We start from the raw sequence: 21,965 nt of genomic DNA, 5'->3' as shown, positions 1-21,965 counted from the left end.
CGGACGTGACCGAGACCGCCCCCAGTTGCCCGCCATGGCTCGAACGCTTCCGCGCCGAAGGCCCCCGGATGCAGGTGCCGCCGATGTTCCGGCACGGCTCCGCCGCCCGCGCGGCCGCCGTCCTGATCCTGTTCGGCGAGGGACCGGACGGCCCCGACGTGCTGCTCACCGAACGCGCGGCGACGCTCAACAAGCACGCCGGCCAGCCCGCCTTCCCGGGCGGCCGCATCGACCCGGGGGACGACGGACCCGTCGCGGCGGCGCTGCGCGAGGCGTGGGAGGAGGCCGGCGTCGAACCCGCCGGCGTGGACGTCCTCTGCTCCCTGCCCGAGCTGTACCTGTCGCGCAGCGAGCACCGGGTCACGCCCGTCGCCGGCTGGTGGCGGGAGCCGTCGGACGTCGCCCCCGGCCACCCCGGCGAGGTCGCGGCGGTCGCACGCGTCCCCATCGGCGAACTGACCGACCCGGAGAACCGGATGATGGTCCGGCACCCGTCCGGGATCAAGCTCGGCCCGGCGTTCCACGTCCGGGACATGCTCGTGTGGGGGTTCACGGCGGCGCTGCTCACCCAGGTCCTGGACGCCGGCGGCTGGAACCGCCCCTGGGACACCGGCCGCGTCGAGGACCTGCCGCCGGAGGTCCTGAACCTCGCGTCCCGCGGCTGAGCACCTCCCCGGAACCGGGGCGGTGACCGTCCGCACCCGTCGCCCCGAGCGGAACCGCAGGTCAGGCGGATGATCTCACTCCGGGCGCCTACGGTGACGAACGTGCATCACACCCGACGGCTACACAACGCACCCGAATCTGGTACATCGAGGGGACGTTAACGGGGTGTGCGTACCTATACGGTGAAGCGGTGCTGCACGACCACATTCTCGATCTGATCCTGCTCGTGCTCGTCGTGCTGTTCGGAGTCTCGGGCTACCGGCAGGGCTTCATCGTGAGCCTGCTGAGCTTCGCCGGCTTCGTCGGCGGCGGCGTCGCCGGGGTGCTGATCGCACCGCCCATCGCGGACGCCACGGTGGAGGGCGCCGCGCAGCAGGTCCTCCTCGCCATCGTCATCGCGTTCCTCGCCGCCACGTTCGGGCAGCTGCTCGCGTCCTCCCTCGGCGCCGTCCTGCGCAACCGGGTGACCGGCTTGAACGCCCGCACGGCCGACGCGGTCGGCGGCGCCTTCGTCAGCGCCATGTCGCTGCTGATCGTCGCCTGGTTCTTCGGCAGCCTGTTCGCCAACTCCGGGTTCAAGCCCGTCCGGACACAGGTCAAGAGCTCCACCGTCATCGGCGGCATCAACGACGTGATGCCGCCGCAGGCGCAGGCCTGGTTCACCTCGTTCCAGGGCTTCGTGAAGAGCAGCGAGTTCCCGCAGGTCTTCAACGGACTCGGCGGCGAGTCCGTGGTGCAGGTGCCGCCGCCGGACGAGTCCGTCCTGAGCACCAGGGGACTGAAGGCCGCCCGCGCCAGCATCGTGAAGATCGTCAGCACGGCGCCGCAGTGCCAGCGCCGGATCGAGGGCACCGGGTTCGTGTTCGCGCCGCAGCACATCATGACCAACGCGCACGTCGTCGCCGGGGCCCGCGGCCAGTCGAAGGTGGCCACCGTCAACGGCGAGACCGGCCGCGGACGCGTCGTCCTGTACGACCCCAAACGCGACATCGCCGTCCTGTACGTGCCGGGGCTGCGCGCGCCCGCGCTGAAGTTCGCCGACGAGGCCCGCGTCCGCGACGACGCCATCATCGCCGGTTTCCCGAAGAACCAGCCGTTCACCGCGGGCGCCGCCCGGATCCGCGCCCGGCAGACGGCGCGCGGCCCGGACATCTACCACTCCGGCCAGGTCAGCCGCGAGATCTACGCCATCCGCGGCAAGGTCGAGCCCGGCAACTCCGGTGGCCCGCTGCTGACCACCGACGGCCGCGTCTACGGCGTCATCTTCGCCGCCGCCCTGGACACGCCGTCGACCGGCTACGCCCTCACCGCGAACGAGGTCGCCCCGGACGTGCGCGCGGGGCAGAACGCCACGGCGCCGGTGTCCACGCAGCGGTGCTCCGACTGAGTCACGCCTTCGTGAGGCGGACGGTGATCGGGCCGTCCTCCGGACCGCCGGCGGCCAGGGCACGTGTGCGTTGAACGACCCCTTGGACGTCGACGCCGTGCGGTGGGACGGCCGCGTACGGGACAAGGCGGTCGGCGGCTCGGCTCAGGAGTGCCTCGGCGCCGCGAGCGTTTCCGCGGCGCAGATGGGTGATCCCCACCGCGACCTGTGCCAGACCCCTCCACAGCTCCCGTTCGGGCTCTGGGGCCGCCTTCCAGACCGCTTCCAGTACCTCGTGCGCATGGAACGGACGGTCTTCGTCAAGGAGACGCTGGGCCTCGACCAAGGCCTCGGCGGGTGGCAGGTCGAGGTCTTCGGGCATCGTCGGTATGCCGGACGCGCCGTGAGGAAGAGGACGTCCGTACGCGTCGCGTGGCCGTGCGTTGCGTGGGCGTCCAGCCCCGTCCCGATCCCGCATCCCTCCACGGTACGCGCCCACCCCCCACCACCGGCTTCGCGGGGGGTTCGCGGTCAGTGTTCGGGCTCGGGGTCGGCCAGCCAGCCGAGAAGCTGTGCGTCGAACGCTCGGGGACGTTCCTGATGAGGAAAATGACCGGCCCCGTCGATGAGCTTCCAGCGGTAAGGGGCCGCCACGTAGCGGCCGGAGCCTTGGGCACTGCCCGGGAGGGTGCATGTGTCGAGCGCGCCGTGCAACTGGAGCGTGGGGACGTGGATGGGGGCGCGCATACGGTGCGCGTAGCGGATACCGTCCGGGCGGGCCACGGAACGAATGAGCCAGCGGTGGTACTCAAGCGCACTGTGCGCCGCCCCCGGAATCTGCACGGCCTTCCTGACGAGCTGCTCGGTGCGTTCGTCCGGCCAGCCCGGGGCGGACCAGTCGTGCAGAAGCCTCCCCGCAAGCGCCGCGTCGTCGCGGACAAGTCGCCGCTCGGGCCACAGCGGCAACTGGAAACCGAACGTGTGGCGCGCCGCCCACCCCTGCCCGCGCGGGTCACCGGTGATGGACTGCCGCAGCCGCAGCGGATGCGGGGCGCTCACCGCGGCCAGCCGCTGGACGACCTTCGGGTGGTAGACGCCCATCGTCCAGGCCAGCAGCCCGCCCCAGTCATGGCCGACGACGATCGCGTTGGCCTCCCCCAGTGCGCGGACGAGCCCGGCGGCGTCCCCGGCCAGAGTGACCAGGTCGTAGCCGCGCGGCGGTTTGTCGCTGCCGCCGTACCCGCGCAGATCGACCGCCGCCGCCCGGTAGCCGGCCGCGGGCAGCGACACGAGCTGGTTGTGCCACGACCACCAGAACTCCGGGAAACCGTGCAGAAACAGGACCAGAGGTCCCTCACCGGCTTCGGCGACGTGGAACCGCGTCCCGCCGGCGCTGACCTGCCGGTGGGTCCACGGCCCGTCGACCTCGATGAGTGATGCCTCGTTCCCGGACATGGCGTGATTCAGGCCGTCAGCTCGGGGGTATCGGAGTCGCCGCGGCGCCGCAGCGTGGCCAGGTCGTTCTTGAGCGTCTTGCGGGTCCGCTTCGCCCCTTCGATCTTCTTGATGAACCGCTTGGCGATGAGCATCAGGAGGAGCGCGAGCGCCACGTACACGATCGCGACGATGAGGAACGCGAGCCAGTGCCAGATGCCGAGCGCCACCAGGCCGTACGCGAACGACATCGACAGCAGGATGACGACGAGCCCGCCCATCACGGCCGCGATGGTGAACATCACGCTGCTGAGCGCGGCCTTCTTGGCGTCGGCCTTGAGCTCCAGCTTGGCCAGGTCCATCTCCGCCCTGACGAGGTTGGAGACGTTCTTGGACGCCAGCGCGACCAGCTCGCCGACGGACCTGTCCTCGACGCGCTCACCGGGTAGGGCCTCCGACATATCGATTTCTCCTTAGTCCGGGCGCGCGCGCAGACGCACCCTTCTCCGGAAGACGACGGCCGCGGCCGCCGAGGCGGGAATGCTCGCGATCAGAACCGCAGTCGTCACTCTCTCGAATTGTGACGGGTCGGTATAGGCCAAACCGCCGATCAGCAGCGAAACGGTGGAACCCGCCCCGTGAAGACCCCCTGAACCTACCGACCATGGCGGCGGCCCGCGCCCGGTGGGTTGTTCCACCGGACGCGGGCCGTGTCGTTCCGCGGTCGGTCGTGCGTCGGTCGTGCGTCAGTGTCCGTCAGTCGTCGGACTTGGCGCTCGGCAGTTTCTCGGAGATGAGGTCCATGACCGTGCTGTCGGCGAGCGTGGTGACGTCACCGATGCTGCGGTTCTCGGCGACGTCCCGCAGCAGCCGCCGCATGATCTTGCCGGAGCGGGTCTTGGGCAGCTCCGGCACCATCATGATCTGCCGGGGCTTCGCGATCGGGCCGAGCACCTTGGCGACGTGGTCGCGCAGTTCCTTCAGGAACTCCTCGCCCTCCACGTCCCCGCCGGCGTCGCCGCGCGGGATGACGAACGCGACGATGGCCTGCCCGGTGACCGGGTCCGTCGCGCCCACGACCGCCGCCTCGGCGACCTTCGGGTGCGCGACCAGGGCCGACTCCACCTCCGTCGTGGAGATGTTGTGCCCGGACACGAGCATGACGTCGTCCACGCGGCCGAGCAGCCACATGTCGCCGTCCGTGTCCTTCTTGGCGCCGTCGCCCGCGAAGTACAGGCCCTCGAAACGCGACCAGTACGTCTTGACGTACCGCTCGTCGTCGCCCCAGATCGTCCGCAGCATGCCGGGCCACGGCTCCCTGACCACCATGAAGCCGCCGCCGCCGTTCGGCACCGACCGGCCCTGGTCGTCCACCACGTCGGCGGCGATGCCGGGCAGCGGACGCATCGCCGCACCCGGCTTGCACTCCGTGACGCCGGGCAGCGGGCTGATCATGATGGCGCCGGTCTCGGTCTGCCACCACGTGTCCACCACCGGGGTGCGGTCACCGCCGATGTGCTTGCGGTACCAGACGTAGGCCTCGGGGTTGATCGGCTCACCGACGGACCCCAGTACGCGCAGGGACGACAGGTCGTACTGCGCGGGAATGTCGTCGCCCCACTTCATGAACGTGCGGATCGCCGTGGGCGCGGTGTAGAAGATGGACACCTTGTACTTCTGGATGATGTCCCACCAGCGGCCCTTGTCGGGCGTGTCGGGCGTCCCCTCGTAGATGACGCTGGTCGCGCCGTTGGCGAGAGGCCCGTACACGATGTAGGAGTGCCCGGTGACCCAGCCGATGTCGGCCGAGCACCAGAAGATGTCCTTCTCCGGCTTCAGGTCGAACACCGCCCAGTGGGTGTACGCGCACTGGGTCAGATAGCCGCCCGTGGTGTGCAGGATCCCCTTCGGCTTTCCGGTCGTCCCGGACGTGTACAGGATGTACAGCGGGTGCTCCGCGTCCATGGGCTCGGCGGTGTGCTGGTCACTCTGCCGTTCCACGACGTCGTGCCACCACAGGTCGCGGTCGTTCTCGGTCACCTGCCCGCCGGTGCGGCGCACGACGACGACGTGCTCGATCGTCGGCGTCTGCGCGACGGCCTCGTCCACGATCCCCTTCAGGTCGGACGGCTTGCCGCGCCGGAACCCGCCGTCCGCGGTGATGACGAGCTTGGCCTGCGCGTCGTCGATGCGGGTCCGGAGCGCCGCGGACGAGAAACCGCCGAACACGACGGAGTGGGTGGCGCCGATGCGTGCGCACGCCAGCATCGAGATCGGCAACTCGGGGATCATCGGCAGGTAGATCGCGACCCTGTCGCCTTTGCGGACGCCCAGTTCCAGCAGGGCGTTCGCGGTCTTGTTCACCTCGCGCTGGAGATCGGCGTAGGTCAGGGTCCGGGAGTCGCCGGGCTCGCCCTCCCAGTGGAACGCGACCTTGGCGCCGCGTCCGGCCTCGACGTGGCGGTCGACGCAGTTGTAGGCGACGTTCAGCTCACCGCCGACGAACCACTTGGCGAACGGTGGGTTACTCCAGTCCAGGACGTCGTCCCAGCGCTTCGTCCAGGTGAGCCTGTCAGCCTGCTCCGCCCAGAATGCCAGGCTGTCCTCCGCCGCCTGCTCGTACGCCTCGGCCTTGACGTTGGCCGACTCGGCGAGCTCTGCGGGTGGGGAGAAGCGCCTGGTCTCCTGAAGAAGGTTCGACAGTGTTTCTTGGCTCTGGCTCAACGCGCACTCCTTGCTAGCTGAAGCGGGGTCGCCCGGTATCCCCACTTCACCAGGAAGGCGCCGGTCCCCACAAGGCCGCCCCCGGATGTCGGAGATGAGCGCGACCGGTTGCCGTGACTCCGGATCGTGTGCCGAAGCTCGGCACAGCAGCCCTTCCCCAGTCTGCCGCGCCGAAATCGCTTTCGTCGCACGCGTCCGTGGGGCGTTGCATGGGCGTTGTGGGTGACCGCATAGGGTCGGGCCGTGACCGATGCCCTTGCTGATGTAGCGAACCTGCCCGGCGTCGCCGACGCCGTCGATGACGCGCGTTCCGCCGTGGACCGGCTGCTCGGCCACCGCATCCTGCGGCGCCGCAGCGCCGAGGTGTCCACCGAGTCCGCGCTGCGTGGTGCGCGGGCCTCGGCCGTCCTCGAAGGCGCATCGGTGACGCTGGACGAGCTGCGCACCACCGAGAACCCGTCCGATCCGGTCGTCCAGGGCTCCCTGCGTGTATCCGCTGAGCTGGGGACGTTGACGGACACGTGGCGGAAGGCCCCCCGACAGGCCCTCGCAAGACTTCACGTCCTCGCTGCGGCGGATGCGGTCGACAACGCCGATCTCGGACGTCCGCGCTCTGAAGACGGGAGCGTGAAGGACGTGCTGGGCCTCGGTGAGCCGCCATCGCCGTCCGAAGTGGCCGTCCGCCTGGACAGTCTCAGCGGATTGCTGATCGAGTCGACGAAGGCGCCGGCGCTGGTGGTCGGGGCCATCGTGCACGGCGAGCTGATGACCCTGCGTCCGTTCGGCTGGGGAGACGGGCTTGTCGCCCGTGCCGCCCAGCGGCTCACCTTCGTCGCCCGCGGCCTGGACCCCAAGTCGCTTGCCGCACCAGAGGTCGGGCACCTGGAACTCGCCGACGACTACGCCGAAGCGCTCCGCGCCTACGCGTCCGGCACTTCCGAGGGCGTCGCGCAGTGGATCGCGCACTGCTCGGCGGCTGTGGCGGCGGCCGCACGCGACTCCCAGGCCATCTGCGAAGCCTTCATGCGCGGCTGATCCTGTCGGCCGGGGGCGAGGAAGTCCGCGACTGGGCCGCCGTGCCCGGCGGCCCTGAAGCGAAGCGAACGGCGCCCCTCTGCGGGACGCCGCCGCCAGTCACGTCACACCGGGTTACCAGGCGTGCACCTCAAATTCGTCGGACCGGGTCAAGCCCGTCTCGACGCGCCTCCCGCGGCTGGTCGCGCGTGGGTGCCCGGCTGCCGTGCTCGGACACGTGGTCCGTATGACCTGTCTACGCCTCATTTGACCTGCTGACAAGCTCTCCATTCGGGAATTGTGCACGGCGGGCGGACATCGCGCCGGACGGGACATGGGTGCACTGTGAGGTCAAGAGGGGATGGAACGCGCTATTCCGGACTATCCGTAACTATCTATCAGGACTCGGAATTGATCACTCACCGTGATCGTTTCTATTTCGTCCCGGATCCGGTGGGGCGGCCGGAAAGATCTTTAGTTCTCCTGTACGCTCCGACTCCCGTCCCAATGCACTCCATGTGCGTGGGAACGGGGTGCCTGCCGAGGGCGGGGCGGCGCCTCGCGCACACCGTCGCGCCGCATGCCGAGGGCATCATCCCGACCTGGTGCGAAAAACCGTCACCTGGGAGGGTGGATTGCGTCTCGACGAAACTCTCGACCATCGGGCAGCATATGTTGTATATGCCTAGACTGGAGACAGTAAGTTCGCCTCTGCCATAGGGCGGACTTGCGCACGGCTTACGCCGAACTCCCCCGAGACTTTCTTGGGAAAGCGGGCCGGCTCTACCCCCCCGGAGCCGGACCGCCCGGCGACCCCCGCTCTCCCCCCCCCCGGCGGGGGTCGCCCAGCCGTGAAGCGGCCGGGCGGTGGCGCCAGACGCACGAGCGCCACCGCCCCGCCGCCTCCCGAGCCCCACGCCGGGCGAAGTTATCCACAGTTCACGGAACGTCTTCAGCGTCGTCACTCCGCGTCGCAAGGTGGATCCCACCGAACGTCGAAGGAGTATCGATGAACCTCGCGGCACTGATCGTGACGGGCGACCCCGCCCTCGCCGACGGCCTGCTCCGGCTCGCGGCCGCCGCCGACGCCCACGCCGAAGTCGCCCACGGCGCCGACGAGGCCAGGGCCGCCTGGACGTGGCCGTCCCTCATCCTCGTCGGCGCCGACGCGGCCGGGGAGGTGTCGTCCGCCGGCCTCCAGCGCCGTCCGGGCGTCGTCCTGGTCACCGGCGACGGTGCCACGTCCGAAACGTACCGGCTGGCGGTCGAGGCCGGCGCGCAGGACGTCGCCGCCCTGCCCGACCACGAAGACTGGCTGATCAACGCGTTCGCCGCGGCCGGTGAACCCGAGAGCGGCTGGGCCACCACGGTCTGCGTGGTCGGTTCGCGGGGCGGCGCGGGAGCCAGCGTCCTCGCCGCCGCGCTCGGGCTCACGGCCGCGGGGCAGGGCCTGCGCACGCTGCTCGTCGACGCCGACCCGTTCGGCGGCGGCGTCGACCTCATGCTCGGGCTGGAGGAACACGAGGGTGTCCGCTGGCACGACCTCGCCGAGCGGCGGGGCAGGCTGAACACCGCCACCCTGCGCGAGACACTGCCGCGCTCCGGTGACCTGTCCATCCTGTCCTGGCGGCGCGGCGAACCGGTCCCGGTCTCCGACGACGCCGTCCGGTCCCTGTTCGACGCGGCCGTCCGCGGCTTCGACCTGGTCATCGTGGACGTCCCCCGCTACCCCGGCGACATCGGACGCGCCGCCCTGCGCTCCGCCGACGTCACGTTCCTGCTCGTCCCGGCCGAGGTCCGCGCGACCGTCGCCGCCGACGGTCTCGCCGCCGCCCTGCGCCGCAACACCGCCGACGTGCGGCTCATCGTCCAGGGCCCGGCGCCCGGCGGGCTCACCGCGGACGCGGTCACGCGCGCGCTCGACATCCCGTCCGCCGGCGCCTTCGAACGCGACCGCCGCCTGCCCACCGCCGTCGACGAGGGCGGCCTCGAACGGGCCTGCCGCCGAGGGCCGCTCGCCGAGTTCTGCGCCGGCGTCCTCGCCGACCTCGCCCTCCAGCCCTACGCATACCGGGAGGAGGCGGCATGACCAGGCTGTCCGATGCCATCCGGGACAGGCTGGCCGACTCCGGCGGCGAGCCGACCACCGGCCGGGTCGCCGCGGCGCTGCGTGCGGAGGGACGGCTGCTCGGCGACCGCGAAGTGCTGACGCTCGCCGACGAACTGCACGCCGAGTTCGTCGGCGCCGGGCCTCTGGAGCCGCTCCTGCGTTCACCGGACGTGACCGATGTCCTCGTGAACGGCCCGGACGAGGTCTGGGTCGACGCGGGCTCCGGTCTCGTCCGCACCGCGTTGCGGTTCCCGGACGAGCCGTCCCTCCGCCGCCTGGCACAGCGCCTCACCGCCGCCGCCGGGCGCCGCCTCGACTCCGCCGCCCCCTACGCCGACGCCCGCCTCCCGGGCGGAGTGCGGCTCCATGCCGTCCTCCCGCCCGTGGCCGCGACCGGGACCTGCCTGTCCCTCCGGCTCCCTCGCCGCCGCGCCTTCACCCTGGACGAGCTCATCGCCGCGAGCACCGTCCCGCCCGAGGGCGCCGAACTGCTCGCCGCACTGATCCGATCCCGGGCCGCCTTCCTGGTCACCGGCGGAACGGGAACCGGCAAGACGACGCTTCTGAGCTCGCTCCTGTCACTGGCGGATCCCGCCGAACGGCTCCTCCTGGTGGAGGACTCCGCCGAACTGAAACCGTCCCACCCGCACGTGGTCAGGCTGGAAGCACGGCCGCCCAACATGGAGGGCGCCGGGGGCGTGACGTTGAACGACCTCGTCCGCCAGGCCCTCCGCATGCGCCCCGACCGTCTGGTGGTGGGCGAGGTCAGAGGCCCGGAGGTCGTCGTCCTGCTGCAGGCCTTGAACACGGGCCACGAAGGCGGCTGCGGAACCCTCCACGCCAACACGGCCGGGGATGTGCCCGCCCGCCTCGAAGCCTTGGCCTGTGCGGCTGGCCTGACCCGGGAGGCCGTGCACAGCCAGCTGGCCGCGGCCTTGGACATCGTCGTCCATCTGGTCCGCGAACCGGGCGGAGGACGCCGCCGCGTGGCGGAGATCTGCCTCCTCCGCCGAGCTCCCGACGGCTTGGTCGGCGTCGTCCCCGCGGTCTCGTTCACCGCGTCCGGCGAGGTCATCCGGTCCCCGGGTGCCGAGTCCCTCGCCACCCGGCTGCGAGAAAGCCCATGATCAGCGCCTTGGCGATTCTCTGCTCGGCCGCCGCCGTCTGGACGTTTCTGACCCCCGCTCCCGCCGTCCTCCGGCTGGACCGCCTCGTCACCCGCCCGTCCGGCAACCCGCTCATCCGCGTCAAAGACAGAGTCGACGCGTTGCGAGAACGCAGAACCCGGCCCCATCGCCGGCGCACGGCCGTCATCGAACTCTGCGATGCCATGGCCGCCGAACTCGCCGCGGGCCGCACCCCTGACGAGGCGTTCACAGCGGCCGCCACCGTCCTCGACCCGCACGTCTCGAAGGAACTGCTCAGCGTCCCCAGTCCACCGTCCGAACACCTGGGGGAACTGGCGGCCCGGCCGGGCGCCGAGGGTCTCCGGCTCCTGGCGGCCTGCTGGCGAGTCGGCTCCGAACGCGGCGGCACCCTCGCCACCGTCCTGGACGGACTGGCCGTCGCCCTCCGCGACGAAGAGTCCCAGCGCCAGGACGTCTCCGTCCAATTGGCCGGCCCTCGGGCGATGGCTCGCCTTCTCGCCGCACTACCCGTCCTGGGCCTGGCCATGGCCGCGGCCCTGGGCGCCCACCCGATCCCCTTCCTCTTCACCACTCTTCTGGGCGCGGCGTGCCTGACCTCAGGTGCGGCCCTCAACCTGACCGGCCTCTACTGGACCCGCCACCTGGCCAGATCCGCGGAGTCCATCCGCTGACGCCTGCCAGGGGCCACCCACCTTGAAGGAGCTCTGATGACGGCGTTGATGGCCGTGCTGTGCGCGGCAGTGTCGGCCTTCCTTCTTCCCAGAAGCACGAATCCGGCCGTGAACAGGTTGCGGAACCAGTTCCGGAGACCCGTACGCCCCGCACCACGGCGGAACCCGGACCAGGGAAAGCGCGGCGACCAGGGTCGGCGCGAACCTCATCACGCCCTCCGGCCCCGGAGTATCGCGACGATGCCGGAACACAGGCCAGGCAAGGCGGGAGCCGAAGCCGGGCGACGTGACGCCGTCCTCCGCCGGCTGGCTGCGGGCATGGCGGGAGTGCTGTGCATGGTGACGCTGGGCGGGCCGACCGGCACCGTGATCGGTGTCCTGGTCGCGGTGGCCGTCTGGTTCTCGTTCGGCCGCCTGGGGAACGCGGAACGAAGACGCAGGCGGGCGCGCCTCGTCGCGGACCTGCCCGTGGCAGTGGATCTCCTCGCGGCCTGCCTGCGCGGCGGCGCTCCCTGGCACGACGCGGTCACCGCTGTCGCCGACGCGGTGGGCGGCCCGCTTGGGGACGAACTGCAAGCCGTCTCCATCCAGATCCGGTTGGGAGCCGACCCGGCCGAAGCATGGCTCACGCTCGCGAAAGAGCCGATGCTCGCCCCGCTGGCTCGCACGACCGTCAGGGCGGCGTCCACCGGTGCCGCACTGGCCCCGTCCCTGAGCCGCCTCGCCCGAGACCAGCGGCGCGTGGCGCGCTCGGCCGCGGCGGAGCGGGCACGGTCGGCGGGCATCCGCGCACTCGCCCCACTCGGCCTGTGCTTCCTTCCCGCCTTCGTCCTGCTCGGCGTCGTCCCGGCCGTCGCCGGGATCGCCTCGACCATCCTCCTGCCGCGGTGACCGGGTTATCCACAGTGCGCCGTTCACCCGGCGCCCCGCCCCGCGACTCGGCAGCCTCTGAACGGAACGACCACGAGGGAAACGACCACGAGGGAAAGGAGCCCCATGCGGGCGATGCAGATGGCAGTGCGGCGATGGCCCCGCCTGCACGGCGACCGGGGAATGTCCACGGCCGAGTACGCGGTCGGCACCATCGCCGCGGCGGCGTTCGCCGGCCTGCTGTTCAAGATCGTGACCAGTCCCCAGGTGAAGGAGCTGCTCTTACAGATCATCGAGAAGGCGCTCAAGCTGGCCGGCTGAGGGATCGCGGGATGGCCACGGCGGAGATCGCCGTGGCACTCCCCACCCTGGTCCTGGTGACCGCGATGGCGCTGTGGGGCCTGACCGCCGCGTCCGTCCAGCTCACCTGCACGGACGCAGCTCGAGCCGGTGCTCGTGCGGCGGCCAGGGGCGAGTCCCTCACCGCCGTGCGCGAACTGGTGGTGAAGGCCGTCCCCAAGGGAGCCGCCGTGCGGGTGAGCCGAGACGAAGCCACCGTCCACGTGGACGTCTCCGCCCCCGTCAAGCCCCCGGCGGCAGCCGGCCTGCCGCCCTTGATCGTCCACGTCCACGTGGCCGCCGCGACAGAACCAGGCGTCCCACCGGCGGCGCCTGGTCCGGGTGGCGGTACCGAGGGGGGTGGCGGTAGTGAGAGGTAGGTGTGGTGGCCGGAGCTGGTGAACGAGTACGGGTGTCGCCCGGGGCGGATCGTGGGTCGGGGACGATCTGGGTCCTGGCCTTCGCCGCCGTGATCTGGATCGGCGGGATGGCCGCGGTGGCGGTCGGCGGGGTGCGTGGTGCCCGGCATCGGGCGGATGCGGCGGCTGATCTGGCGGCGCTGGCCGGTGCGGCCCGGGCGGCGGAGGGCGGAGCGGACGTCTGCGGGCGGGCGAAGACGATCGCGATGAAGTCCGGGGCGCGGTTGGTGCGGTGCCGGGTCGCGGACGACGTCGTCGAGGTGTCGGTCGCGTTGGATCTGGTGGTGCCCATGGGGCTTGGGGCTGTGCGAGTCCTATCCCGGGCAAGGGCTGGCCCTGTGAAGCAGGAGGGCGTACCCTGACGCGACACAGCTCTTTGCACTGAGTGTCAATAGGCAGGGGAGTCGAGTCGCGGACGATGAAACGCATGTGTCTTTGTCATCGTCCTGTGACTTCTGCTACCCGGTGGTGCGTTACGCTTCTGTAAGCGTGCAGTTATCGCACGGGACGGTGTGCCCCCGCGAGGCCCTCGGCGGGATGAGACGAGCAGAACGCTGTCGAAGGGATTGAGGCCGTGACCATCATTCGCAGGATCGGTGCAGTCGCGCTGGCGGCCCCCCTTGCGATGAGCTTCCCGGTACTCGCCGCACTCCCCGCGCAGGCGGCCGCCACGACGAGCGTCATCACCCCGGAGGACGGCGCGGTCATCACGAGCGGTTCGGAGCTGACCGCCAAAGCCCACTTCGACTTCGCGATCAGCATGCAGCTGTGGGTCGACGGCCCCGGGATCGGCAACACGTTCCTCAAGGAGGGGGGCCTCGCCGGCGACCTGTCCGGGACGTTCTCGATTCGCCGGAACGGCCGCTACAAGGCCTACCTCAAGGGCAAGCAGACCGGGCACATCTACGACTCCAACACCTTCACCGTGCGCATCGCGCCGGCAGCGCCCACCGGTGTGTCCGCCCGGGTGTCCGGCGGCAAACTCGTCGTGAAGTGGAACCGCGGCCTTGAAGACGACCTGAGCGGCTACGCGCTCTCGGGTTCCGGCGTGAAGTCCAAGTCCGGTTCGGTGGGCTCGCTCTGCCAGGGGACGAGCTGCTCGGCCGCCCTTTCGCTGACCCGGTCGAGCGGTTCGGTGTCCGTGGGCGTCCAGGCGCAGCGTCCCACCGGGACGGGCGGATCGCTGTCCTCGCGTACCGCCACCGCCAACGCCACGGTGAGCAGTGGTTCGGCATCGCTGCCCGGCGGCTCCGCGCCGTCCCTCCCGACGGGTGGGGCGCCCAGCGCCGGGACCCCGCTGACGCCGTTCAACAACGAGTCGCCGGTGACCCTGCCGTCCGTTCAGCCCGACGGTGCCGCACCCGGGCTGACCTACCCCGCGCCGCAGATCGCCACCGACCCGCCGAGGGCCCAGAACATCGCGGCCACGGACCGGCTCCAGTGGGGCAAGAGCGTCGGTATCGCGATGGTCCTCCTGATCGTCGCCGCGCACCTCGGGACCTGGACGCGCCGCCTGCGCGTCGCCCAGGCGGGAACGAGCACCAAGGGCATGGCGGCCCGCATCGCGCGCAGCGGCACCGGCCGCAGGCGCGTCAGCAAGACCCGCGAGCAGATCGCACGCGCCGAGGCTCTCGCCAAGACGGCCCCGGTCCTGGCGGTCGGCGGCAGAGGCAAGAAGGGCGGCTCGGGCCGGAAGCCGCGCTCAGGTGACACGATGGTCATGACTCCGCCGTCGGCCAAGGCGAAGCCCGCGCGCCGTCCCGCGACGCTCGGCAAGGGGGCGAGCGGTGTGGACGTCAGCATCGCTTCCAAGTCCGGCTCGAAGTCCAGGCGCTCTCGCCGCAAGTAACCGGCCAAGAACCCGGACCCGGGCCGGGGCACCCGGACGTCGGGTCGCCGCCCCGCCCCGCCCCGGCGCACGCGCTGCCGCTGGTGGGCTGGGCGCGCATCGTTCCGGGACGTGGGTACAAAACCCACTCCTGGACCACTGTTTGTGAACGGTCTAGGCTGCCTGCCGGGTGGATCACCCGGGTCGTCCGGTAATGCGTCCATGTCGTCCGAAACCACGGTCCGTGCCGTTCGAGAGGCGGGGGCCTGAGGGAAGGAGACCCTCCGCATGATCATCCTGGGGCTGATCGTCGCGCTCGCCGCCATCGTGGCCGCCGTCGTCGTGGTGCTGGACAACACGGGCGCCGCGGAGATGACCATGTTCGGCGACGCCGTTCCAGGGATCACGGAGCAGTGGCACGTCTTCATGGCCGGAGCCGTGGTCGCCATCGTCTTCATGGCCGGCATGGTGGTCGCGGCGCTGGGCTTCAAGCGTGCGGTCGGCATGCGCCGGGAGCTGCGGGACCTGCGGGACGAGCACGAGGAGTCCCTGCAGACGCTTGAGATAGAGCGGCGGAAGCTGCAGCAGGCCCTGGCGCAGGCGCGGCGCGGCGGCCACGATCAGCCGTCGGTGCCGGCGCAGCGCGTCGCCCCGAACTGACGCCTGCGGTCACGGGGCCGTGTACTGCGTACCCTGCACACCTGAGTCCGTCGACGCTCCGTCACCGCCTGCCGAAGCCCTCGGCGCCGACGGGTTCGCCTGGCCGGCGGTGCCGGGGTCAGGCCGGGGCCTGGGCCAGGAGGATGGCGAGGAGGTCCAGGGCGCCTCGTTTGTCCAACGGGTCGTTGCCGTTGCCGCATTTGGGGGACTGGATGCAGGACGGGCAGCCGGAGTCGCATTCGCAGGACGCGATCGCGTCGCGGGTGGCGTGGAGCCATTCGGCGGCGTCCGCGTAGCCGCGTTCGGCGAAGCCCGCACCGCCCTCGTGTCCGTCGTAGACGAAGACGGTGAGGAGCCCGGTGTCGGGGTGGACGGCGGTGGACACGCCGCCGATGTCCCAGCGGTCGCACGTCGCGAAGAGGGGGAGCAGGCCGATCGAGGCGTGTTCGGCGGCGTGGGCGGCGCCGGCCAGGTCGAGCCTGTCCAGTGAGGAGATCTGGGCGTCGGAGAGCGTCCACCAGACGGCGCGGGTGCGGAGGGTCCGGGCCGGGAGGTCGAGGGGTTTCTCGCCGAGCATCTCGCCTGTCTGCAGGCGGCGCATCTGGTAGGCGACCACCTGGCGCGTCACTTCGACGGTTCCGAAGCAGAGGGTGGCCTCGCCCCACGACGTGGAGCGGAGCCGTTCGACGATGGTGATGTCGGTGACGTCGCGGGCGGTCGTCGAGTAGTCGGGGTCGGCCGATTCGACGAGCGCCACCGAGTCGTCCAGGTCGAGGGTCTGGACGATGAACGAGTCGCCCTGGTGGATGTAGACGGCGCCCTCGTGGACGGTGGTGTGCGCGGACGCCTCGTCGACCGTTCCGAGGAGGCGTCCGGTGCCCAGTTCGACGACCTGGATGGGTTCACCGCCCGCTCCCCGGATATCCGCCAGGGCGGCGGCCTTGTCGCGGCGCGTCCAGTACCAGCCGGCGGGGCGGCGGCGGAGAAGGCCCCGGCGGACGAGGTCGGGCAGCAGGTCGGCGGTGGAGGGGCCGAAGAGCGGGAGATCGTCCTCGGTGAGCGGCATCTCGGATGCCGCGGCGCAAAGGTGGGGTTCAAGGACGTACGGGTTGTCGGGGTCGAGCACGGTGGCCTCGACCGGCGTCCCGAAGATCGCCTCGGGGTGGTGGACGAGGAACGTGTCGAGCGGGTCGTCGCGTGCCACCAGAACCGAGAGTGCCGCCTGGCCGGACCGCCCGGCGCGTCCGGACTGCTGCCACAGGGACGCGCGGGTGCCGGGCCAGCCGCAGACCAGGACGGCGTCGAGCCCGGAGACGTCCACGCCGAGTTCCAGGGCGTTCGTGCTCGCCAGGCCGATGATCGAACGGGAGCGGAGTGCGGCTTCCAGTGCGCGTCGTTCCTCGGGGAGGTAGCCGGCGCGGTAGGCGGCGACCTGCTCGGCCAAGGCGGGGGTGACCTCGTGCAAGGCGCGCTTGGCGCTGAGCGCGACCGACTCCGCACCGCGCCTGGAGCGGACGAACGCGAGCGTCTGGACGCCTTCGACGACGAGGTCCGCCAGGAGGTCGCCGGCTTCGGCGGTGGCTGTGCGGCGGATCGGGGCGCCGCGTTCGCCGCGCAGTTCGGTGAGGGGCGGTTCCCAGAGCGCGAACGTCGCCGGGCCGCGCGGTGAGGCGTCGTCGTCGACGGCGACGACGTCCAGTCCGGTGAGGCGGGACGCGGTGGCCGCGGGCTCGGACGTGGTGGCCGAGGCCAGGACGAAGGTCGGGTCGGCGTGGTAGCGGGCGCACAGGCGGCGCAGGCGGCGCAGGACGTGCGCGACGTGCGATCCGAAGACGCCGCGGTAGCCGTGCGCCTCGTCGATGACGACATAGCGGAGGCGGCGCAGGAACGACGCCCATCGGGAGTGGCTCGGCAGGATCGACCGGTGCAGCATGTCCGGGTTCGTCAGCACGTAGTTCGCGTGTTGCCGGACCCAGGTTCGCTCGTCCTGCGGCGTGTCGCCGTCGTAGGTCGCCGCGCGGACACGCGTGAGGCGCAGGGAGCGCAGGGCGCGGAGTTGGTCGGCGGCGAGGGCCTTGGTCGGCGCCAGGTAGAGGATCGTCCCCTCGTGGCGAGGATTCTCATCCTCCGCGTAGATCGCCTCGATGGAAGGCAGCAGGTAGGCCAGGGATTTCCCGGACGCCGTCCCTGTGGCGATGATCACAGAGCGGCCCGCGCGGGCGTGTTCGGCGGCGGCGGCCTGGTGCTGCCAGGGTGCCTCGATCCCGGTCGCGGCCAGCCGCTCGACCAGCAGCGGCGGCGACCAGGCGGGCCAGTCGGCTCGACGGCCCTGACGTGCGGGAACGCTCTCCACATGGGTGATGCGTTCGCGCCGTGCGGGGTCGGCGAGCAGCCGGTCGAGGGGGGATGAAGATCTTTGGGCGCCCATCAGGTTTTCAGTCTGCCAGCCGGGGCAAAACTACGGGAACGCCCCGGCGCCGGTGTGCCCGTCCCCCTGTCCTGGCCACTGGATCAGCAGGTCAGACGGGATGGCGCGAACTTTCGCCCGTGTGGGCGATAACGTGCGTGCACGACGCCGGAGCGTGGTTGAATCACGGCGAACTCTCGATGGCCGAATCGCCGCCCCGGCTGGCTCGGTCGATCGAGATCAGATAGTGCTGCACGGCGCGCTGGAGGATCTGTGGACCTGAAGGTGAACGACTACACCACTGACGATGGCCTCACCGTCATCAACGTGGAGGGCGAGATCGACGTCTACACGGCGCCGAAGCTTCGCGAGAAGCTCATCGACCTGGTCAACAAGGGTAAGTTCCACCTGCTCGTGGACATGGAGAAGGTGGAGTTCCTCGACTCCACCGGCCTCGGTGTCCTCGTCGGCGGGTTGAAGCGGGTGCGCGCCCACGACGGTTCGCTGGAACTGGTGTGCACCCAGGAGCGCATCCTCAAGATCTTCCGGATCACGGGGCTGACCAAGGTCTTCGGCATCCATGACTCGATCGCCGAGGCCGAGGAGAAGCGCAAGGGCGCCAGGTAGGCGGCCTGTAGCTGAGATGTCGACCGTTGAACTGTCCTTCAGTGCGCTCCCCGTCCATGTCCGGACCGCCCGGCTGATCGTCACCGCCGTGGCCCGCCGCAGCGGTGTGGCCGAGCCGTTGCTGGACGAGGTCAGGCTCGCGGTGGGCGAGGCGTGCTCGCGGGCCGTGGAGGCGCATCGCCGGCACTGCCCGGACGAGCCCGTCCGCCTGGAGTTGAGCGGCGCCGACCGCCGCTTCGAGGTGACCGTCAGCGACACCGTCTCCGAGGACGCGGCGGGGGGCCTCCCCACGGCCCCGGACGCGGAGGAGTTCGATTACGCCCTGGGCGAGGGCACCGCGGAGCTGGGGCTGGCCGTCATCGCCGGGCTCGCCGACGACGTGGAGATCGCCGCCACGCCCAAGGGGGTCCAGATACGGATGAGCTGGCCGGCCGAGGCGGAGGCGACCATCTGACACGCGCCCGTCCCACCGACGTCCGAAGGCCCCGCCGACCCCGGCGGGGCCTTCGCCGTCTCTTGGCGGGTCGGGTGTCCGGTTTGGGACGCGTGGGGCCGATGGGTTTCAGGGTGTGAGATTCTCTGGGGGATGATCTCGGTTCGGATCGATTTGGGTCTGGACTTATTTCGTGTTAATGGCTAGCTTAAATGAGGACGCCGGTGGCCTCGCCGATGCGCCCGTGACGTGCTGCGCACGCCAATGTGGCCGCGAGGTAATAAAGAGCTAACCCAGGCTGACCTGGGCACATGCCGCCTGGCCAGCCTTATCAGGGAAATTCCGGCGTACCGTTCATTGCATTTTGGCGACATCCGCTTCCAGGGCCCTTCGGCCTTAACATTCGACCTACGCGTGCGTAGACTCCCGGCACCCGCGTTGCCGTGCGAGGGCGTTCGAAATCATGACTCGCGGGGTACGCGGTAAAGATCGTCTTTTGACGGTCGAGATCGCAACACCCCTGTCGAGGAGGACGGATGTCTGGGCTTTCCCTGTCAAGCCCGGCCAGCGCAGACGTGGATCTCGGCGGCGGCGACCTCTCATTGGTCGTCGTCGTCGCCGTGGTCGCACTGCTGGCACTGGCCGTCGCCGCGGGTCTCGTACGTGATGTCCTGGCCGCGGGCCAGGGCACGGACAAGATGCAAGAGATCGCGCGGGCCGTTCAGGTAGGAGCGAGCGCCTACCTGAAACGCCAGTTCCGAACGGTCGCGGTCTTCGTGGTCCTGATCCCGCTCGTACTGCTGCTGCTACCCGCCGACTCGACCGGGGAACGGATCGGACGGTCGGTCTTCTTCATCGTCGGTGCGCTGTTCTCGGCCGTCACCGGGTTCGTCGGCATGTGGCTGGCGGTCCGGGGCAACGTCCGGGTCGCCGCGGCCGCCCGCGAGGAGGGCGGCGAGAAGACGGCGATGCGCATCGCCTTCCGTACGGGCGGCGTCGCCGGAATGTTCACCGTCGGCCTCGGCCTGTTCGGCGCGGCGGTCGTCGTACTGGCCTACCAGGGCGACGCGCCGAAGGTCCTGGAGGGCTTCGGTTTCGGCGCCGCGCTGCTCGCCATGTTCATGAGGGTCGGCGGCGGCATCTTCACCAAGGCCGCCGACGTGGGCGCCGACCTGGTCGGCAAGGTCGAGCAGGGGATTCCCGAGGACGACCCCCGCAACGCCGCGACCATCGCCGACAACGTGGGCGACAACGTCGGTGACTGCGCCGGCATGGCCGCCGACCTGTTCGAGTCGTACGCGGTCATGCTCGTCGCGGCGCTGATCCTGGGCACCGCGGCGTTCGGCACCGAGGGCCTGGTGTTCCCGCTGATCGTGCCGATGATCGGCGTGATCACCGCGGTGATCGGCATCTTCGCGGTGACGCCCCGGTCCGGTGACCGGTCCGGGATGACGGCGATCAACCGTGGCTTCTTCATCTCGGCGGGGATCTCGGCGATCCTCGTCGCGATCGCCGCGTTCGCGTACCTGCCCTCGTCGTTCGCGGACCTGACCGGGGTCACCGACACGGCGATCCAGAACCTGGACGCCAACCCGCGCTGGGTCGCGATCGGCGCGGTGCTCATCGGCATCGTGCTGGCCAGCGCGATCCAGCTGCTGACCGGCTACTTCACCGAGACGAACCGCAAGCCCGTCCAGGAGGTCACCAACAGCGCCCGCACGGGGCCCGCGACCGTCATCCTGTCCGGCATCTCGCTCGGCCTGGAGTCGGCCGTCTACACCGCGCTCGTCATCGGCGGCGCCGTGTACGGGGCGTTCCTGCTCGGCTTCGGCAACACCACCGTGGCGCTGTTCGCGGTGGCGATGGCCGGCACCGGCCTGCTGACCACCGTCGGCGTGATCGTCTCGATGGACACGTTCGGTCCCGTCTCCGACAACGCCCAGGGCATCGCCGAGATGTCCGGGGACGTCCAGGGTGAGGCCGCGTCCGTCCTGGAGCGGCTGGACGCGGTCGGCAACACCACCAAGGCGATCACCAAGGGCATCGCGATCGCGACGGCGGTGCTCGCCGCGACCGCGCTGTTCGGCTCGTTCCGGACGACGGTGATCTCGGCGTTGAACGACGCGTCCGACGAGGCCAAGGACGCACTCGGCGACTTCGGTGTGTTCAGCCTGTCGATCGACAACCCGAACGTGCTGATCGGGCTGATCATCGGTGCGGCCGTGGTGTTCATGTTCTCCGGCCTGGCCATCATGGCGGTCGGCCGGGCGGCCGGACGGGTCGTGGTCGAGGTGCGGGAGCAGTTCCGCACCAAGCCCGGGATCATGGACTACACCGAGAAGCCCGACTACGACCGGGTCGTGGACATCTGCACCCGGGACGCGCAGCGCGAGCTCGCCACCCCCGGACTGCTGGCGATCCTGACTCCGATCGCGGTCGGCTTCGCGCTCGGGTACGCGCCGCTGGGCGCCTACCTGGGCGGCGCGATCGCCGCCGGCGTGCTGATGGCGGTGTTCCTCGCCAACTCCGGCGGCGCCTGGGACAACGCCAAGAAGCTCGTCGAGGAGGGCCACCTCGGCGGCAAGGGCAGCCCCGCGCACGAGGCCACGATCATCGGTGACACGGTCGGCGACCCGTTCAAGGACACCGCCGGTCCGTCGATCAACCCGCTGATCAAGGTGATGAACCTGGTCGCGCTGCTGATCGCGGACGCGGTCGTCACGTACGCGGGCAACACCCTGCTGCGCGTCGTGGTGACCGTGGTGTCCGTCGGCGTCGTGGTGGCCGCCATCGTGATCTCCAAGCGGCGCGCCGACCCGATCGCCGAGCCGGCCGTCGAAGGCGGCGCACCCGGCCCGGCCGCCACGGAGGGCGGCGAGGCCGAGGGCGGCGCCGTCGAGGAGGGCTCCCCGGAGGAGGCGGCCGTCGGCGCCGACTCGGGCGGCGCCACGGCCGAGTCCGGCAACGAGGAGTCGTCCGCCAAGAACGGCTGACCGTTCGGGCGGACCCGCCTGTCGGGGCGGAGGGGCCGGTGGCGACGAGCCGCCGGCCCTTCCGCATGCCCGGGGTCCTGTCACGTCCGCCCGGGACCGGCCATACGCTGTACGTACCGGAGTGGACCGAAAGCGGGAGGCGCTGTGGCGAGCGGCGGCAAGTCGACGATGTCGGGGGCCAAGGGCTTCGCCATCGTGCTCGGCGGGATGCTCGGCATCATGCTGGTGCTCTGGGCCCTGGCGGCCATGGTCGCCC

Annotated in this window: 21 protein-coding genes; 15 read left to right on the top strand and 6 right to left on the bottom strand. The window is 70.8% G+C overall.

The annotated features are described in order from the left end of the window. Window positions 1-5: 5 nt before the first annotated feature. A complete protein-coding gene (locus ACGFK0_RS27330; protein WP_392909729.1) occupies window positions 6-665 on the top strand; it encodes an NUDIX hydrolase in 660 nt (219 codons plus the stop codon). A gap of 191 nt (window positions 666-856) precedes the next feature. Next, entirely contained in the window at window positions 857-2,053 is a 1,197-nt protein-coding gene (locus ACGFK0_RS27325; RefSeq protein WP_392909725.1) for a MarP family serine protease, read from the top strand. A gap of 1 nt (window position 2,054) precedes the next feature. Here ACGFK0_RS27325 and ACGFK0_RS27320 read toward each other — a convergent pair whose 3' ends face one another. From ACGFK0_RS27320 to acs, 5 genes are all read right to left on the bottom strand, one after another. Continuing rightward, window positions 2,055-2,414, bottom strand: coding sequence for a DUF309 domain-containing protein (locus ACGFK0_RS27320; protein ID WP_392909720.1), 360 nt, complete (start codon window positions 2,412-2,414; stop codon window positions 2,055-2,057). 149 nt (window positions 2,415-2,563) lie between these two features. After that, entirely contained in the window at window positions 2,564-3,487 is a 924-nt protein-coding gene (locus ACGFK0_RS27315; protein ID WP_392909716.1) for an alpha/beta fold hydrolase, read from the bottom strand. A gap of 8 nt (window positions 3,488-3,495) precedes the next feature. Continuing rightward, window positions 3,496-3,927 (bottom strand): phage holin family protein, encoded by a 432-nt coding sequence (locus tag ACGFK0_RS27310; RefSeq protein ID WP_392909712.1) that lies wholly within the window; start codon window positions 3,925-3,927, stop codon window positions 3,496-3,498. A 12-nt stretch (window positions 3,928-3,939) separates the two neighbouring features. Continuing rightward, window positions 3,940-4,164 (bottom strand): Na+/H+ antiporter NhaA, encoded by a 225-nt coding sequence (locus ACGFK0_RS27305; protein WP_392909708.1) that lies wholly within the window; start codon window positions 4,162-4,164, stop codon window positions 3,940-3,942. A gap of 58 nt (window positions 4,165-4,222) precedes the next feature. Beyond that, complete coding sequence (gene acs, locus ACGFK0_RS27300) at window positions 4,223-6,190, bottom strand: acetate--CoA ligase (RefSeq protein WP_392909704.1); 1,968 nt, start codon at window positions 6,188-6,190, stop codon at window positions 4,223-4,225. Between the two features lie 243 nt (window positions 6,191-6,433). Here acs and ACGFK0_RS27295 point away from each other — a divergent pair, with 243 nt between their 5' ends. From ACGFK0_RS27295 to ACGFK0_RS27250, 10 genes are all read left to right on the top strand, one after another. Then, the gene (locus tag ACGFK0_RS27295) at window positions 6,434-7,225 is read left to right on the top strand and encodes an oxidoreductase (protein ID WP_392909700.1); all 792 of its coding nucleotides are present in this window, start codon (window positions 6,434-6,436) and stop codon (window positions 7,223-7,225) included. A 988-nt stretch (window positions 7,226-8,213) separates the two neighbouring features. After that, complete coding sequence (ssd, locus tag ACGFK0_RS27290; protein WP_392909696.1) at window positions 8,214-9,293, top strand: septum site-determining protein Ssd; 1,080 nt, start codon at window positions 8,214-8,216, stop codon at window positions 9,291-9,293. Next, window positions 9,290-10,441, top strand: a complete 1,152-nt coding sequence (locus ACGFK0_RS27285) for a TadA family conjugal transfer-associated ATPase (protein ID WP_392909692.1) — start codon at window positions 9,290-9,292, stop codon at window positions 10,439-10,441. Before ssd ends, ACGFK0_RS27285 begins: the two co-directional genes overlap by 4 nt. Continuing rightward, on the top strand, window positions 10,438-11,133 hold the full coding sequence (locus tag ACGFK0_RS27280) for a type II secretion system F family protein (RefSeq protein ID WP_392909687.1): 696 nt from the start codon (window positions 10,438-10,440) through the stop codon (window positions 11,131-11,133). The genes ACGFK0_RS27285 and ACGFK0_RS27280 overlap by 4 nt, the downstream gene beginning before the upstream one ends. 240 nt (window positions 11,134-11,373) lie before the next feature. Beyond that, a complete protein-coding gene (locus tag ACGFK0_RS27275; RefSeq protein ID WP_392909682.1) occupies window positions 11,374-12,024 on the top strand; it encodes a type II secretion system F family protein in 651 nt (216 codons plus the stop codon). A 114-nt stretch (window positions 12,025-12,138) separates the two neighbouring features. Next, entirely contained in the window at window positions 12,139-12,324 is a 186-nt protein-coding gene (locus ACGFK0_RS27270; protein ID WP_392909678.1) for a DUF4244 domain-containing protein, read from the top strand. Between the two features lie 11 nt (window positions 12,325-12,335). Further along, the gene (locus ACGFK0_RS27265) at window positions 12,336-12,722 is read left to right on the top strand and encodes a TadE family type IV pilus minor pilin (protein ID WP_392909674.1); all 387 of its coding nucleotides are present in this window, start codon (window positions 12,336-12,338) and stop codon (window positions 12,720-12,722) included. Window positions 12,723-12,724: 2 nt separating this feature from the next. Further along, window positions 12,725-13,123, top strand: a complete 399-nt coding sequence (locus ACGFK0_RS27260; RefSeq protein WP_392909671.1) for an Rv3654c family TadE-like protein — start codon at window positions 12,725-12,727, stop codon at window positions 13,121-13,123. 212 nt (window positions 13,124-13,335) lie between these two features. Further along, window positions 13,336-14,610, top strand: a complete 1,275-nt coding sequence (locus tag ACGFK0_RS27255; protein ID WP_392909667.1) for a hypothetical protein — start codon at window positions 13,336-13,338, stop codon at window positions 14,608-14,610. A gap of 267 nt (window positions 14,611-14,877) precedes the next feature. Continuing rightward, entirely contained in the window at window positions 14,878-15,249 is a 372-nt protein-coding gene (locus ACGFK0_RS27250) for a hypothetical protein (protein WP_392909663.1), read from the top strand. A 118-nt stretch (window positions 15,250-15,367) separates the two neighbouring features. Here the strand turns inward: ACGFK0_RS27250 and ACGFK0_RS27245 are convergent, their stop codons facing one another. Further along, window positions 15,368-17,677, bottom strand: a complete 2,310-nt coding sequence (locus ACGFK0_RS27245) for a DEAD/DEAH box helicase (RefSeq protein WP_392909659.1) — start codon at window positions 17,675-17,677, stop codon at window positions 15,368-15,370. Between the two features lie 252 nt (window positions 17,678-17,929). Between ACGFK0_RS27245 and ACGFK0_RS27240 the strand changes: the two genes are divergently transcribed. The 3 genes from ACGFK0_RS27240 (at window position 17,930) to ACGFK0_RS27230 (ending at window position 21,709) form a co-directional block, all read left to right on the top strand. Further along, the gene (locus ACGFK0_RS27240; protein WP_392909654.1) at window positions 17,930-18,283 is read left to right on the top strand and encodes an STAS domain-containing protein; all 354 of its coding nucleotides are present in this window, start codon (window positions 17,930-17,932) and stop codon (window positions 18,281-18,283) included. Between the two features lie 16 nt (window positions 18,284-18,299). Continuing rightward, the gene (locus ACGFK0_RS27235; protein ID WP_392909650.1) at window positions 18,300-18,737 is read left to right on the top strand and encodes an ATP-binding protein; all 438 of its coding nucleotides are present in this window, start codon (window positions 18,300-18,302) and stop codon (window positions 18,735-18,737) included. Between the two features lie 515 nt (window positions 18,738-19,252). Continuing rightward, on the top strand, window positions 19,253-21,709 hold the full coding sequence (locus ACGFK0_RS27230; protein ID WP_392909645.1) for a sodium-translocating pyrophosphatase: 2,457 nt from the start codon (window positions 19,253-19,255) through the stop codon (window positions 21,707-21,709). Window positions 21,710-21,965: the final 256 nt, after the last annotated feature.

The organism is Spirillospora sp. NPDC048823, from assembly GCF_043198445.1.
GTDB lineage: Bacteria > Actinomycetota > Actinomycetes > Streptosporangiales > Streptosporangiaceae > Spirillospora.
This window is presented reverse-complemented; position numbering and strand designations above follow the sequence as displayed.

Bases quoted from the DNA above. Each gene is read 5' to 3' on its own strand.
- ACGFK0_RS27320 (WP_392909720.1), bottom strand. From the start codon at position 2,414: ATGCCCGAAGACCTCGACCTGCCACCCGCCGAGGCCTTGGTCGAGGCC.
- ACGFK0_RS27315 (WP_392909716.1), bottom strand. From the start codon at position 3,487: ATGTCCGGGAACGAGGCATCACTCATCGAGGTCGACGGGCCGTGGACC.
- ACGFK0_RS27310 (WP_392909712.1), bottom strand. From the start codon at position 3,927: ATGTCGGAGGCCCTACCCGGTGAGCGCGTCGAGGACAGGTCCGTCGGC.
- ssd (WP_392909696.1), top strand. From the start codon at position 8,214: ATGAACCTCGCGGCACTGATCGTGACGGGCGACCCCGCCCTCGCCGAC.
- ACGFK0_RS27285 (WP_392909692.1), top strand. From the start codon at position 9,290: ATGACCAGGCTGTCCGATGCCATCCGGGACAGGCTGGCCGACTCCGGC.
- ACGFK0_RS27280 (WP_392909687.1), top strand. From the start codon at position 10,438: ATGATCAGCGCCTTGGCGATTCTCTGCTCGGCCGCCGCCGTCTGGACG.
- ACGFK0_RS27275 (WP_392909682.1), top strand. From the start codon at position 11,374: ATGCCGGAACACAGGCCAGGCAAGGCGGGAGCCGAAGCCGGGCGACGT.
- ACGFK0_RS27270 (WP_392909678.1), top strand. From the start codon at position 12,139: ATGCAGATGGCAGTGCGGCGATGGCCCCGCCTGCACGGCGACCGGGGA.
- ACGFK0_RS27265 (WP_392909674.1), top strand. From the start codon at position 12,336: ATGGCCACGGCGGAGATCGCCGTGGCACTCCCCACCCTGGTCCTGGTG.
- ACGFK0_RS27250 (WP_392909663.1), top strand. From the start codon at position 14,878: ATGATCATCCTGGGGCTGATCGTCGCGCTCGCCGCCATCGTGGCCGCC.
- ACGFK0_RS27245 (WP_392909659.1), bottom strand. From the start codon at position 17,677: ATGGGCGCCCAAAGATCTTCATCCCCCCTCGACCGGCTGCTCGCCGAC.
- ACGFK0_RS27235 (WP_392909650.1), top strand. From the start codon at position 18,300: ATGTCGACCGTTGAACTGTCCTTCAGTGCGCTCCCCGTCCATGTCCGG.
- ACGFK0_RS27230 (WP_392909645.1), top strand. From the start codon at position 19,253: ATGTCTGGGCTTTCCCTGTCAAGCCCGGCCAGCGCAGACGTGGATCTC.